Consider the following 12464-nt stretch of genomic DNA (forward strand, 5'->3'; position numbering starts at 1 on the left):
AGAGTTTTCGTCTATCCTCCTCCTTGAGGAATCAGGAGGATTGCAACATGGCGACGCGCAACAAGGGCGAGGGCAACGGCCGCGCCGGACTGTCCGGGCTCGACGCATCGTTTCTCTACCTGGAGACGCCGGAACAACCGATGCACGTCTCCAGCCTGTGCATCTACGAAATCCCTGACGCACTCCGACGCAATTTCCCGAAAGCCGTCACCGAGCATCTGAAGAAGCGGCTGCACCTGGCGCCGATCTTCACCAATGTGCTGGCTTACGCACCATACGGCCTTGGGCACCCGCACTGGGAGCATGCCGATGAACTGGACTTTGACTATCACGTCCGCGTGATCGAGCTGCCGAAGCCGGGCACCATGCGCCAACTCGAAGCTGCCGTCGCGAAGGCGCATGCCGAACTGATGGACCGCTCGCGGCCGCTGTGGCAGTTCACCCTGTTCACCGGCCTCAAGAGTGGTGAAGTCGGCCTCTACGGCAAGGTGCATCACGCGGCGCTCGACGGCAAGGGCGGCACTGTGCTGGCCAATTCGATTCTCGATTTGACGGCCACGCCGCGCGAAGTGCCGCCACCACCGCAACACGCCAAACCGGCCGCCGAAAAACCTGCCAGGGCCGACACCAAAATCGGCGACATGATCGGCGCCGTGTTCTCCAATTCGCTGGCGCAATACGCCAAGATCGTGAAGTCGCTCCCGAGCGTTGCCGGCGCGGTGATCGAAGCCGCCGCGCCGGTGCTCAAGAAATCGGTCGCCGAACGCGAGACGCCGTTTCACTTCGCGCCGCGCACGCCGTTCAACGTCAACATTTCGACCAAGCGCAACTTTGCCACCGCCACGCTCTCGTTCGCCGAGGTCCGCAACGCGGCGCGCACGCTGGGAGGCTCGGTCAACGACGGCGTGCTGTTCATTTGCGCCTCGGCACTGCGCACTTACCTCAAGCAGCATAACGCGCTGCCCAAGCGCACACTGGTTGCCGCCATGCCGGTGAGCCTGCGCGAGGAGAGCAACAAGGATCTGAACAACCAGGCCTCGATGGTGCTGGCCGAACTGGGCACCAATCATGGCGACGCCGCCGTGCGCTGGCAGGCCATCCTCACCTCCACTGGCAAGATCAAGGAGTCGCTCAAAAGCCTGAAGAGCGTGCTGCCGACCGACTACCCCGGTCTGCTGGCGCCGCTGCTGGTGTCCCGCCTCAACGCCGCCGTGGCCAGCACCAAGCTGATGGAGCGCATGCCACCGGTGGCTAATGTGGTCATCAGCAACGTGCCCGGCCCGCAGGTGCCGCTGTATCTCGCCGGCGCGCAGATGAAGACCTTCTTTCCGGTCTCCATCGTGGTGCATGGCATGGCGCTCAACATCACCGTGCAGACTTACTGTGGCCGCATCGACTTTGGGCTGATCGCCTGTCGTGAAGCGATGCCCGACCTCAACGATCTCGGCACCGCGATCGAGGGTGGTTTCGACGAGTTGGTCGCACTGGCGACGGTGCGCGCCGAGATCGACCGCGAACGTGCCGGCGAGGCCGCTCGTAGCGAGGCGGCAGACGCAGCCGCCGCAGTGAAGGCCGTGAAAAAGTCCGCCGCCAAGCGGGCAGCCACGACGGCAGCAAGCAAGAAACCGGCGGCGAAGAAACCTGCTGCGAAGAAGCTCGCTGCCAAGAAGCCCGCTGCCAAGAAGCCCGCGGTGAAAGAGCCAGCAACCAAAACGGCTGCTGCAACTGACGCAACAGGCCGGTCGAGCAAACACTCCAGCACCCGCCGCTAAACTGATTCGCGCTATGCGCCCGTCGCTGTCGCGTTGGCGGCGTCGAGCAGGAGAACACATTGACCCAGCACCCGAGCCACGACAACCGCGAGAGAGCGCCCAATCCCTTCCTGATGGCAATGGAGGCGCGCGCACCGTGGGAGTGGGGCGCCGCACTTGCCGCCTGGCCGATGCTGCGCATGGCTGGCATGTGGCCGCGGCCCACGCACGACACACCGCACCACGTCATCGTCTACCCCGGCCTCGCTGCGGGTGACGGTTCCACTGGCCCGCTGCGCGGCTTTCTGAAAGACCTTGGCTACGAAGTGCACGGCTGGTATCAAGGCGTCAATCGCGGCCCGCGCAAAGGCGTGCTTGAGCGCATGCGTGAGCAGCTCGTGGCCGTGCATCGTGACTATGGCGAGCCGGTGTCGCTGATTGGCTGGAGCCTCGGCGGTGTCTACGCACGCGAGATCGCGAAGGAGGTGCCGCACGCGGTACGCAACGTGATCACGCTCGGCACCCCGTTTGCCCAGAGCCCGCGCGCCACCAACGCCTGGCGTGTGTACTCGATGCTCTCCGGCGAAACGCTGCCTGACGAACTGATGCTGCACAAGCTCACCGCGCCGCCGCCGGTGCCTTTCACCAGCCTCTATTCCAAAACTGATGGCGTGGTGGCGTGGCCGGCCAGCATCCAGAAGCAGCCGCACGATCATCCGCACGGCATCGAGAACATCGAAGTGTTCGCCAGCCACCTCGGCATTGGCGCCAACCCGGCTGCGTGGTACGCCATTGCCGACCGGCTGGCGCAGAAGCATGGCGAGTGGGCGCCCTTCGTGCCGCCGCTCGGGGCACGCTTCCTTTACGGCTAGTCCACGATGCGCGTCGCTGCCAATGGCCTCGAATTCGAGGTCGAGATTGACGAGCCTGCGCCCGCTACGCTGCGCGAGGGCGTCGAGCCCGCCAGCGTGTTGCTGATCATGGGCCTGGGTATGCAGCTGATTGCTTGGCCGGAGGCGCTGGTGAGCGCGCTGACCGGCGCTGGCTACCGCGTGATCCGCTTTGACAACCGCGATATCGGCCTGTCGTCGCACACACCGGGCAAGGCGCCGAATCTGGCGCTGATGACCATCAAATACCGTCTCGGTGTGAACATCCGCACCGCCTACACGCTGCGGCACATGGTCGACGACACCGCTGGCGTGCTCGATGCGCTGGGCGTGACGCGCTGCCACGTTGTCGGTGTCTCGATGGGCGGCATGATTGCGCAGGGGCTGGCCAGCCGATACCCCGATCGCGTGCAGTCGCTGGTCAGCATCATGAGCACCACTGGCGCGCGGCATCTGCCCAAGGCAACGTCCAAGGCCTCGTTCGCCTTCATCGCCCGCCCGCGCAGCCGCGAGCGCGATGTGGTCGTCGAGCATCTGGCCAAGGTGATGCGGGTGATCGGCAGCCCGAAATACCCGACGCCGCTGCCCGAGCTGCGAGAGCGCATCGGCGCCGCTTATGACCGCGCCTACTATCCGGCGGGCATGATCAAGCAGCTCGCCGCCATCGTCGCCTCCGGCGACCGCACGGATGAAGTGCGCGCCATCAAGGCGCCCACGCTGGTGATCCACGGTCGCGACGACCCGCTGGTGCCGGTGCAAAACGGCGAGGAAACCGCGCGGCGAATCCCGGGCAGCGAAATCGTCACCATCATCGGCATGGGCCACGACTTCGGCCCGCTGCCGCAGATCACGCAGAAAGTGCTGGCGTTTCTCGCCAAACACGCGGGCAAAACAGCATCAGCTTGAGCGTCAAATGGCGTCAGCGCTGGGCTCAATGCATGATTCGACCAAAAGTCGACAAAGCATCATTTACGGTGATTAGCCCAGCGCGGATGCGGCTTTCAACGAAAAGCCGCTAACCCGCCAGCCACAAAATCGCGTGCAGCGACCCCATGCCGACGATCAGCGGCACCAGCATGCCGCCGCGCCACCAGGCGTAGATGCCGGTGAGGATGGCCGCCACCACGTGCGGCCAGCGAGCGTGCAGGTCAAACGCGCCGCCGTTGAGCAGGATCAGCGGCAGCACCAGCGCCGCAAAGATCGCTGGCACAGCCAGTTGCAGCGCCCGCTCAAAGCGCGGCGGCAGCTTCTTGCCAGCCAGCAGGCCGATGAACGAATAGCGGATCGCAAACGTGCCCACCGCCAGCAGTGCAATCGCCAGCCAGCCGCTCGGTGTGCCAAAACTGCCCCAGTTCATGGCGCCGCTCCCGCCTGCGCACGGCGCGCGAGGAGCGCATCCACCGCGAGGCCCACGGTGGTGCCCACCGCGCAGGCCACAATCAGGCCCAGCTTCAGCGGCAGCGCGTAGAGCACCACGCCCGCGGCGCCGCCCGCCAGCGCCGCCACCACCTGCGGCCTCGATTTCAACAGTGGCACCACCAGCGCCACGAATGAAAGCGGAATGGTGAAGTCCAGTTGCCACGAGGCGGGCAGCTTGGCCCCGGCAAACGCGCCGACCACGTTCATCAAAATCCACCACGGCCACAGCACCGCCGCGCAGCCCAGATAGAAGGCAAAAGCGTGCTCGTTGTGCTCGCCGCGCTGGTGCCGTGCTTCGTTCGAGATGAAGGTCTGATCCACCAGAAACGCCGCCCACAGCAGCCGCTCCTTGCGTGTGGCGCCAGCAATGCGCGGCGCGATGGCGGCGCTGTAAACGGCCATGCGCAGGTTCACCACCAGACCGGATGCCACCGCGATCAACAGCGGCGCGCCGCTGGAGAGAAACTGCGTCAGCACCGCCTGCGACGAGCCGGCGAAGGCAAACGCCGCCAGCGCTACCGCACCCCATTCGCCGAGGCCCGCCTGCACGGCCGCCACGCCGCACACCAGACCGAACGGCATGTAGGACGGCAGCAACTGTCCGCACTCCAGCGCCCCGGCGCGAAACGCTGCGCGCCGCGCCGCGTGGTCATCGGCGTTGCGCGGCGTGGGGTCAGCGCCGCCGCTCATCGCAGCCGCTCGTAGTGCACAAATGCGTACTGCACCGGCGCCGCATCAGCGGCCAACGGCCCGCTTTGCACATCGCGCGACACTTCACGGAACTGCGCGCGGTCCCACGCAGGAAAGTGCGTGTCGCCCGGCACATCGGCATCAATCTCGGTCAGAAACAAATCGTCCGCCAGCGCCAGCGCCTCGGCATACATCGCGTAGCCACCAATCACCAGCACCGGTTGCTCCGCAGGCGCGGGCAGCGCCAGTGCCTCGGTAAGCGTGCGCACCTGCGTGACATCCGCCGGCAGCGCGAGCGCCCGTGACGACACCACCACGTGCTCGCGATTCGGCAACTGCTTCGGGAGCGATTCCCACGTGCGCCGCCCCATCACAATGCGCTTGCCGCTGGTCAGCGCCTTGAAATATTTGAGATCTGCAGAAAGATGCCAGGGCATGGTGCCATCACGGCCGATCACGCCATTGCGCGCCACCGCTGCGATCAAAGCCAGCCGCGGTTGGAGAGGGGTTGTCATAGGGAGAGATTGTAAGAGCCCGCTCGGATATTCGCGTTGCGTGAGCTACGTTTAACCTTGTCACCTAATGTGCAGCACCACGAAAAAGAGGGAAGCACGCCGCGAGTGCATTCTGCAAGTTGCGACGTGCAACGGACCGTAGGCACATGAATGCATTCGTATGCGTCACATACGTTCTGTCGCATTAACTTCGCAGCAGCCCCAGCGCAGTAAATAATGTGGGGAGACGGCATACGATACAGGGTTCAAAATTCTGCTGATTCGGCCCTAAGCCAAATTGGCCAGTGTGCGCAAGTCGCAAATGTGAGTAGTTGAGCTTAAGCTTAAGAATGCCAAATGACTGATCTATCAAAGAAACTAGCCGAGCAATTCGCCGTGAAGAATCGGTACGCGAACTTTGGCCCCTGTTTGCGTCAGTTGCAGGTCCATGGATTCCGCGGTATTCGGGGGATGTCAGTGGACTTGGAATTTCCGATAACCGCCATTTCTGGATTGAACGGCGCCGGAAAAAGCACACTGGGGCAATTGGCAATTTGTGCTTATCGCAAACCGATGACGTCAGGGAGCTACAAGCGGCATTACATCAAAGACTTTTTTCCTGTATCGCCCGCTGATCCCAAGCCGATTTCCGACGATGCGAAATCAGTCTACATTTTTGAAACGAGAAGTGGCCCCACATTTCAAGACAGCAGGATAAGTGGAAACTCGGATAGCAAATGACGCGGCGGAAGCCGCGAGAAAGACTATTCGATGTCAACGAAGAAGAGCAGCGCAATTCGGCGCCAGCGGCGCAAGCTCACACCGGAATTCAAAGCCAGGGTTGCCCTGGCAGCGCTGCGGGAGGACGCAACGACAGCCGAGTTGGTGGCACGTTTTGACGTTCACGCCAACCAGATCAGCGAATGGAAGAAGCTATTGCTGGAGCGCGCCACACTCGCCTTTGGCGGGAGCACGACGCTGGCCGCTGGCGACGACGAAGCGCTCGTCAAGGCCCAGACCAAGATTGGGCAACAAGCCTTGGAGATTGATTTTTTAGAACGCGCGCTCACCAAGGTCGGATTGCTGAGCGCCGGGAAATGATCGACCGGACGCACAAACTATCGCTGACGCGGCAGGCCACGCTGGTTGGCATCAGCCGCTCGGCGGTGTACTACCAGGCCGTGGCGGTCTCCGAGCGCGATCTGGCGCTGATGCGGCGCATCGATGAGCTGCATCTGGAGCAGCCGTTCTGGGGCTCGCGGGGCCTCTTGCGCATGCTCAGGCGCGACGCATCGATCAAGCCCTGGATCGAGCAACAACCCTTGGGGCGCAAGCACGTCGCCACCCTCATGCGGCGCATGGGGATTGAGGCGCAGTGTCCAAAGCCCGGCACCAGCAAGCGAGGGCGTGGCCCCCGGCACAAGGTGTTCCCCTACCTGCTCGGCAGCATCAACTTCGAACAGATGGACGCCAACACGGTCTGGGCGCTCGACACCACCTACATCCCGATGCGTCACGGCTTCGCCTACCTCACCGCCGTGATCGACGTGGCCAGCCGCCGAGTGCTCGCGCACAAGCTCTGCACCACGCTGGAGGCGTATCACGCCGTCGAGATCGTCGAGCAGGCGATCCATCGCTTCGGTACGCCCGAGATCGTCAACACCGATCAGGGCAGCCAGTTCACCGCGCTCAAATTCGTTGAGGCGATCACGACGCGCAACATCAAGCTATCGATGGACGGTAGGGGGGCGTGGCGCGACAACGTCTTCGTCGAACGCTTCTGGCGAACAATCAAATACGAGCGCATCTACAAGCGTGCCTACGATACGGTGAGCCAGGCACGCGCCGACGTGGCTGAGTACATCGACTGGTACAACGAGCAGCGACCGCACACTTCCAACGAAATGGAGCAGACGCCGAAACAAGCCTACGACAATTCACGGGAGAAACTGGCGGCACGGAGCTTGAAGGCGGCTGCGTAGAATGAAGCGAACCGGCGTGCTCCGCGTTACCCACGGCGCGCGCGAAACGTGCTCTATACGACGAGTTTTCGCGCGCGCCGTGGATAACGCTACGCTCTCAACCCACCCTCCGAGTTCCACTTATCTTTCGGGGTTTGTTGTCTTGACGAATGGGGCCACTTCTACGGATGACTACAAAAAGCCGCAAGAGGTAACTATTTCGCGCGTGAATTCTGCATGGTCAGGATACAAACGCCAACCAGAGCGGCACTGCTATTACGTCGGTTTTACTGTCTACATACCTAAGGTCGAACGTCGAGACCTAAGTGTGTACGGTGGCGCCAACCTACTATTTACAGAGCAGCGTAAGATCGACGCGAACGTTATATCGAGAATGGCCAGAATCATCGGCCATCAGTACGACGAAGTGTCCTTTCAGGGAATCTCTCACAAGGACAAGACATCTGAAATCGGCATCGCCGTCCGACTTGGCTACTCCTACTCGGAAAATAATATGGGCTTTGGTGAAGGTAGAGTGCTGTACACAGTTGATTTGCTGGAGACGTCACCCGAACAAAGTCTGTTTATCTTGGAGGAGCCGGAAACGTCGCTTCACGAAAGCGCGCAGTACGAGTTTGCAAAGTATCTCCTCGACGTATGTGCGAGACGTCATCACCAAATCATCTTGTCAACGCACTCGAGTGTCATCCTGAAAGCATTGCCTTCGCAAGCTCGTAAGCTGATTGTGCGAGATTCGAACGGCGTGGAAATCCGGAATGGCATATCTGCCGACCAGATACGTTCGATCCTGTCACGTGGACGTGAGGGCCAGCTGCACATCTGCGTGGAAGACGTATTCGCGCGGGTGCTTCTTACTGAAGCAGTTCGCGTCAAACGCCCGAACCTGTTGATCGCAATTTCCGTACACGCTATCGGTGACAAAGGTGCAGTTCGCGAGGCAGTAGGCGTTTTACGACGCGCCGGTTTGAAGGCCATAGGCGTTCGAGATGCCGACGTCGGTCCGGCACCGAAGGAATGGTTGTACTCATTTCCCGGTACGCTTCCGCCTGAACGAGAAGTGTTTGACAACACCGCCGTCAAGGATTTTGTCGCGAAAAAGTATGACGTCGACCTTGATTGGCTGCTTGCCCGCGATGAAATTTCCGATCACCACAAAATCGCTGAGCACATTGCGCGTGAAGCAAAAGTAGATGAAGAGTTCGTTCGAGCGTTGGTTATCGAGAAATATATTGACGCGATTGGTACAGAATTCGATGACCTTATGGTGAAGATTGATGCTGCTGTAGCGTCCTAACGAGGCGATACTATCGGCAATTGTTGCTGGGAGCTCAACATGGCAACTGTACGATCCGTGGAAAAACTCGTATTGATGGTCGTGGACGTGCAGGCGGGCGTGATGCAGGAATGCGAGAACGCCGCGCAGACCATCGCCAATGTGGCCCGCACGGTGGAGCGCGCCCGCGCGGCGCAAGTGCCGGTGATCTGGGTGCAGCACGAGAGCGATGAACTGAAGCGCGACAGCGATGCCTGGCAGTGGGTGCCCGCGCTGGTGCCGGCAGCGGGCGAGGCGCGCGTGTACAAGCAGTTCAACTCGTCGTTCGAACAGACCAACACTGACGAACTGCTCGCGCAGGCGGGCGTGTCGCACATCGTGCTGGCGGGCGCGCAGAGCAACTGGTGCATCCGCGCTACCGCATACGGCGCACTGGAGCGCGGCTACGACCTCACGCTGGTGAAGGACGCACACACCACCTCAGACCTTGATCTCGGCAATGGCACCAGGATCGACGCTGCAACCATCGTGCGCGATCTCAACGTCACGATGAAGTGGCTGCAGTATCCGGGGCGACGCAACGCTGTTGCAGCGGCGGAAGAGGTGGTGTTTGGTGGAACCGGGGGAAACAGCTAGCCAGGCAGGATTGACTGCGAGCCCAAGCGTTTTGTAGGCTGGGTCATGACCCAGCCTACATAGTAGGTAGCGGTTGGTCAGCCCACCCAGCGGGTGAAATCCTCGGCCGCCACCCGTGGCGTGTGAAAGGTGTTCACCTTCGCGCTTTCATCGGCATGACCGAGCGACATGCCGCACACCATCAGCTCGCCCTCGCCCATGCCGATGATTGGTGCGATGATCTTCGCGAAGCCGTTCCACGCCGCCTGCGGGCAGGTGTGCAAACCGCGGGCGCGGGCAGCGACCATCACGTTCTGGATGAACATGCCGCAATCGACCAGGCTGCCGCGGCCCATCACGCGATCAATGGTGAAGAACAGTCCGACCGGCGCATCGAAGAACTTGAAATTGCGCTGGTGCTGCGCGTGCATCGCATCCTTGTCGCCCTTGGTAATGCCGAGCAGCCCATAAAGCCCCCAGCCGTTTTCGCGACGACGATCGATGTACGGCGACACCCATTGCTCGGGGTAGTAGTCGTAGCTTTCGCGGTAGTCGCCCGCCAGCGCCGGGTTGGCGCGAATGGCATCGTGCGCAGCGCACACTTCACGTTCGATGCGCTGACGCGGTTCGCCTTCGACCACGTACACATGCCACGGCTGCGTGTTGGTGCCGCTGGGCGCGCGGGCTGCCACGCGCAGGATGTCGGCAATCGTCTCGCGCGGTACCGGTGTGGGCAAAAAGGCGCGCGCCGAAAAGCGGCTTTCAATGGCGGCGTCCACGCTTGCCGGGTCATGGATGCGAGTGGTTACCTGAAGTTGACTCATGCGGTTTGACTGTATGCGTGTCTGTAAAGATGGCGATCTGCCGATGAGCCGCAATCGTAGCGAGGAACGTGGCGAAGCAGGACATTGGGGCGTGTGTTCGGCGCAGCACGACGTATATACTTGACGTATATCCTTGCTCGGAGGCCGCCATGACCATCGCTCGCATCTTCCAGTCTGGCAACAGTCAGGCGGTGCGTTTGCCGAAGGAATTCCGGTTCAAGTCGGATCGCGTTGAGATTTTCCGAAAAGGCGACGACATCATCTTGCGCGAACGGCCCGCTACTGGGGCCGTGATATTCGATGCGCTGGCTGAGTTCCCAGACGACTTCATGGCCGATGGGCGCGCGGATACGCCGCCGCAGACGCGCGAGGGGCTGTAGATGGGTGTTCGCTACCTGCTGGACACCAATATCTGCATTTACATCGCGAAGCACAATCCCCCGAATGTTCGAGCGCGCTTCGCAGCGCATGCGGCTGATGCGCTCGCAATGTCGGTCATTACATTCGGCGAACTTCAGCACGGCGCAGAAAAGAGCCAGATCCGAACGCGATCACTCGACGCACTCCATCAGCTGGTGACGCTGATTCAGGTGATGCCACTCACTGAGGCAGCCGGCCGGCACTATGGCGAGATTCGCGTCGCGCTGGAGCGGGCCGGGCAGCCAATCGGCAACAACGATCTGTGGATCGCCGCCCATGCTCGTGCGGAGGGCTGGGTACTGGTGACCAACAACGAGCGCGAATTTCGCCGGGTTGAAGGTCTGGCGGTGGAGAACTGGGCCGCTTAGGTTTGTTTTGTAGCGCGGCGAGTCACGCTGCGCTACTGATTTCGCGGGTGGGACAGAAGTGGGCTTTTCGGAAACCGGTCAGAACCCCACCGCACAACCGTCGCGGCGCGGGTCGCTGCCGGTGATGTAACCGTCGGCCGTTTTCCAGATGATCTGGCCGGAGCCGAAATCCATGTAGCTGTCCTTGTTCTCTTTCAGCTTGTGGCCGCGCGCGGCGAGCTCGGCGCGAACGTCAGCGGGCGTCCACGGCTCAAGGTCCACTTCCAGGCCCTGCTCGACTCGGAAGCGCGGCCCGTCGAGCGCGGCCTGCGGGTTCTCGCCGAAGTCGATCATGCGGATCGCCGTCTGCATATGCCCTTGCGGCTGCATGTGGCCGCCCATCACGCCGAATGGCCCCACCGGCTGGCCATCCTTCAGGATGAAGCCGGGGATGATGGTGTGGAACGGCCGCTTGCCACCGGCGACGCAGTTCGGGTGTGCTGGGTCCAGCGTGAAGCCGTAGGCGCGGTTCTGCAGCGAGATGCCGTCCACGACGACGCCGGAGCCGAAGCCGTAGTAGTTCGACTGGATCAGCGACACCATCAGACCGCTCTCGTCGGCCGCGTTGAGGTAAACGGTGCCGCCGCGCAGCTCGGCGCTCGGCGAGAAATCCTGCGCGCGCTTCAGGTCGATCAGCTTCGCGCGGCTCTTCAGGAAGTCGCGATCAAGCATCGCGCTGGCGGAGACGTTCATGTACTCCGGGTCGGCCACCTGCGCGTGCACGTCGCGGAAGGCGAGCTTCATCGCTTCAATCGAAAGATGCCAATAGTCGGGGTGATTCGGGCCGAGTGCCTTGAGGTCGAAATCGTCCAGCATGCCCAGTGCCATCAGTGCTGCGATACCCTGGCCATTCGGCGGGATTTCGGCAACTTCGTAGCCACGATAGCCCATGCGGATCGGCTCCACCCAGTCAGCCACATGGGCTGCGAGGTCGATCCCCGTCATCAAGCCACCATGCGCCTTGGCATGAGCGACGATGCGCGCGGCGAGTTGGCCACGATAGAAAGACTCGCCCTCGCTCTCGGCGATCAGCCGCAGCGATTCCGCCTGCGCCGGGTTGCGGAACAGTTCGCCCGGCAGCGGTGCGCGACCATGTGGCATGAAGTGCTCGGCATAACCGGGCTGGATCTGCAGGATCGGCACGGCGCGCGCCCACTGGCTGGCGATGATCGGCGTGACCATGTAGCCGCGCTCGGCGATATCGATGGCGGGGGCGAGCAGATCGGCGAACGGCAGCTTGCCGTAACGCTTCGACAGCGCCACCCAACCGGCAATGGCGCCGGGGACGGACACGCTCATCCAGCCGCGCATCGGCACGCTGTCCATGCCCTTGAACGTGTCTGGCGTCCATGCCTGCGGCGATCGGCCCGACGAGTTGAGGCCATGCAAAGCCTTGTCCTGCGGGCTCCAGATCAGCGCAAAGAGATCACTGCCGAGGCCGTTGCTGCAAGGCTCCACCACGGTGAGCACTGCAGCGGTGGCGATGATGGCGTCGATGGCATTGCCCCCCGCCCGCAGCATCTGCAGGCCTGCCTGTGCAGCCAGCGGATGCGTCGTTGCGACGGCGTTGCGGGTCATCAGCGGCGAACGGCCACCGGGGTACGGGCGGGTGTAGTTGAACGACATGAAGTTCGGTGATCTGGGCGTCAGCCATGATTATCGTCGGCGTAGCGGTGCCGTCGCTGCCTGTCTCGTTTTC

General features: G+C 62.2%; 14 protein-coding genes. 9 read left to right on the forward strand and 5 right to left on the reverse strand.

What is annotated here, in order from left to right:
* Positions 1-47 precede the first annotated feature (47 nt).
* The 3 genes from FKL89_RS01970 to FKL89_RS01980 are packed head-to-tail and all read left to right on the forward strand — an operon-like array spanning position 48 to position 3547.
* Positions 48-1772, forward strand: coding sequence for a WS/DGAT/MGAT family O-acyltransferase (locus FKL89_RS01970; protein WP_238363461.1), 1725 nt, complete (start codon positions 48-50; stop codon positions 1770-1772).
* 59 nt (positions 1773-1831) lie between these two features.
* A complete protein-coding gene (locus FKL89_RS01975) occupies positions 1832-2623 on the forward strand; it encodes an esterase/lipase family protein (protein ID WP_156861048.1) in 792 nt (263 codons plus the stop codon).
* Positions 2624-2629: 6 nt separating this feature from the next.
* Complete coding sequence (locus FKL89_RS01980) at positions 2630-3547, forward strand: alpha/beta fold hydrolase (protein WP_156861049.1); 918 nt, start codon at positions 2630-2632, stop codon at positions 3545-3547.
* 109 nt (positions 3548-3656) lie between these two features.
* Here FKL89_RS01980 and FKL89_RS01985 read toward each other — a convergent pair whose 3' ends face one another.
* Genes FKL89_RS01985 through FKL89_RS01995 form a run of 3 tightly spaced genes read right to left on the reverse strand, consistent with a single transcriptional unit; the run spans position 3657 to position 5265 of the window.
* Positions 3657-3998, reverse strand: a complete 342-nt coding sequence (locus FKL89_RS01985) for an AzlD domain-containing protein (protein WP_156861050.1) — start codon at positions 3996-3998, stop codon at positions 3657-3659.
* Positions 3995-4750 (reverse strand): AzlC family ABC transporter permease, encoded by a 756-nt coding sequence (locus FKL89_RS01990; protein WP_156861051.1) that lies wholly within the window; start codon positions 4748-4750, stop codon positions 3995-3997. The genes FKL89_RS01985 and FKL89_RS01990 overlap by 4 nt, the downstream gene beginning before the upstream one ends.
* On the reverse strand, positions 4747-5265 hold the full coding sequence (locus FKL89_RS01995; protein ID WP_156861052.1) for a dihydrofolate reductase: 519 nt from the start codon (positions 5263-5265) through the stop codon (positions 4747-4749). The genes FKL89_RS01990 and FKL89_RS01995 overlap by 4 nt, the downstream gene beginning before the upstream one ends.
* A gap of 336 nt (positions 5266-5601) precedes the next feature.
* On the opposite strand from FKL89_RS01995, the gene FKL89_RS02000 reads away from it, so the two are divergent.
* The 4 genes from FKL89_RS02000 (at position 5602) to FKL89_RS02015 (ending at position 9135) form a co-directional block, all read left to right on the forward strand.
* A complete protein-coding gene (locus FKL89_RS02000) occupies positions 5602-5985 on the forward strand; it encodes an AAA family ATPase (protein WP_156861053.1) in 384 nt (127 codons plus the stop codon).
* A gap of 30 nt (positions 5986-6015) precedes the next feature.
* Positions 6016-7226 (forward strand): IS3 family transposase gene (locus tag FKL89_RS02005; protein WP_156860844.1). Its coding sequence is split into 2 segments (ribosomal slippage): positions 6016-6301 and positions 6301-7226, totalling 1212 coding nucleotides; the frame shifts between segments, so codons are not numbered across the junction.
* A 373-nt stretch (positions 7227-7599) separates the two neighbouring features.
* On the forward strand, positions 7600-8520 hold the full coding sequence (locus FKL89_RS02010) for an AAA family ATPase (RefSeq protein ID WP_238363462.1): 921 nt from the start codon (positions 7600-7602) through the stop codon (positions 8518-8520).
* A gap of 39 nt (positions 8521-8559) precedes the next feature.
* Positions 8560-9135 (forward strand): isochorismatase family protein, encoded by a 576-nt coding sequence (locus FKL89_RS02015; protein ID WP_156861055.1) that lies wholly within the window; start codon positions 8560-8562, stop codon positions 9133-9135.
* Between the two features lie 77 nt (positions 9136-9212).
* Here FKL89_RS02015 and FKL89_RS02020 read toward each other — a convergent pair whose 3' ends face one another.
* The gene (locus tag FKL89_RS02020; RefSeq protein ID WP_156861056.1) at positions 9213-9938 is read right to left on the reverse strand and encodes a nitroreductase; all 726 of its coding nucleotides are present in this window, start codon (positions 9936-9938) and stop codon (positions 9213-9215) included.
* A gap of 149 nt (positions 9939-10087) precedes the next feature.
* Here FKL89_RS02020 and FKL89_RS02025 point away from each other — a divergent pair, with 149 nt between their 5' ends.
* On the forward strand, positions 10088-10318 hold the full coding sequence (locus FKL89_RS02025; protein ID WP_156861057.1) for an antitoxin: 231 nt from the start codon (positions 10088-10090) through the stop codon (positions 10316-10318).
* A complete protein-coding gene (gene vapC / locus FKL89_RS02030; RefSeq protein WP_156861058.1) occupies positions 10319-10726 on the forward strand; it encodes a type II toxin-antitoxin system tRNA(fMet)-specific endonuclease VapC in 408 nt (135 codons plus the stop codon).
* 78 nt (positions 10727-10804) lie between these two features.
* Here vapC and FKL89_RS02035 read toward each other — a convergent pair whose 3' ends face one another.
* On the reverse strand, positions 10805-12391 hold the full coding sequence (locus FKL89_RS02035; protein ID WP_156861059.1) for a gamma-glutamyltransferase family protein: 1587 nt from the start codon (positions 12389-12391) through the stop codon (positions 10805-10807).
* Positions 12392-12464: the final 73 nt, after the last annotated feature.

The sequence above is a fragment of the Casimicrobium huifangae genome (assembly GCF_009746125.1).
Taxonomy (GTDB): Bacteria; Pseudomonadota; Gammaproteobacteria; order Burkholderiales; family Casimicrobiaceae; genus Casimicrobium; species Casimicrobium huifangae.

What these genes read in the sequence shown, in the direction of transcription:
- FKL89_RS01970 (WP_238363461.1), top strand. Translation starts at nt 48, where the DNA reads ATGGCGACGCGCAACAAGGGCGAGGGCAACGGCCGCGCCGGACTGTCC.
- FKL89_RS01980 (WP_156861049.1), top strand. Translation starts at nt 2,630, where the DNA reads ATGCGCGTCGCTGCCAATGGCCTCGAATTCGAGGTCGAGATTGACGAG.
- FKL89_RS01985 (WP_156861050.1), bottom strand. Translation starts at nt 3,998, where the DNA reads ATGAACTGGGGCAGTTTTGGCACACCGAGCGGCTGGCTGGCGATTGCA.
- FKL89_RS01990 (WP_156861051.1), bottom strand. Translation starts at nt 4,750, where the DNA reads ATGAGCGGCGGCGCTGACCCCACGCCGCGCAACGCCGATGACCACGCG.
- FKL89_RS01995 (WP_156861052.1), bottom strand. Translation starts at nt 5,265, where the DNA reads ATGACAACCCCTCTCCAACCGCGGCTGGCTTTGATCGCAGCGGTGGCG.
- FKL89_RS02000 (WP_156861053.1), top strand. Translation starts at nt 5,602, where the DNA reads ATGACTGATCTATCAAAGAAACTAGCCGAGCAATTCGCCGTGAAGAAT.
- FKL89_RS02010 (WP_238363462.1), top strand. Translation starts at nt 7,600, where the DNA reads ATGGCCAGAATCATCGGCCATCAGTACGACGAAGTGTCCTTTCAGGGA.
- FKL89_RS02015 (WP_156861055.1), top strand. Translation starts at nt 8,560, where the DNA reads ATGGCAACTGTACGATCCGTGGAAAAACTCGTATTGATGGTCGTGGAC.
- FKL89_RS02020 (WP_156861056.1), bottom strand. Translation starts at nt 9,938, where the DNA reads ATGAGTCAACTTCAGGTAACCACTCGCATCCATGACCCGGCAAGCGTG.
- FKL89_RS02025 (WP_156861057.1), top strand. Translation starts at nt 10,088, where the DNA reads ATGACCATCGCTCGCATCTTCCAGTCTGGCAACAGTCAGGCGGTGCGT.
- vapC (WP_156861058.1), top strand. Translation starts at nt 10,319, where the DNA reads ATGGGTGTTCGCTACCTGCTGGACACCAATATCTGCATTTACATCGCG.
- FKL89_RS02035 (WP_156861059.1), bottom strand. Translation starts at nt 12,391, where the DNA reads ATGTCGTTCAACTACACCCGCCCGTACCCCGGTGGCCGTTCGCCGCTG.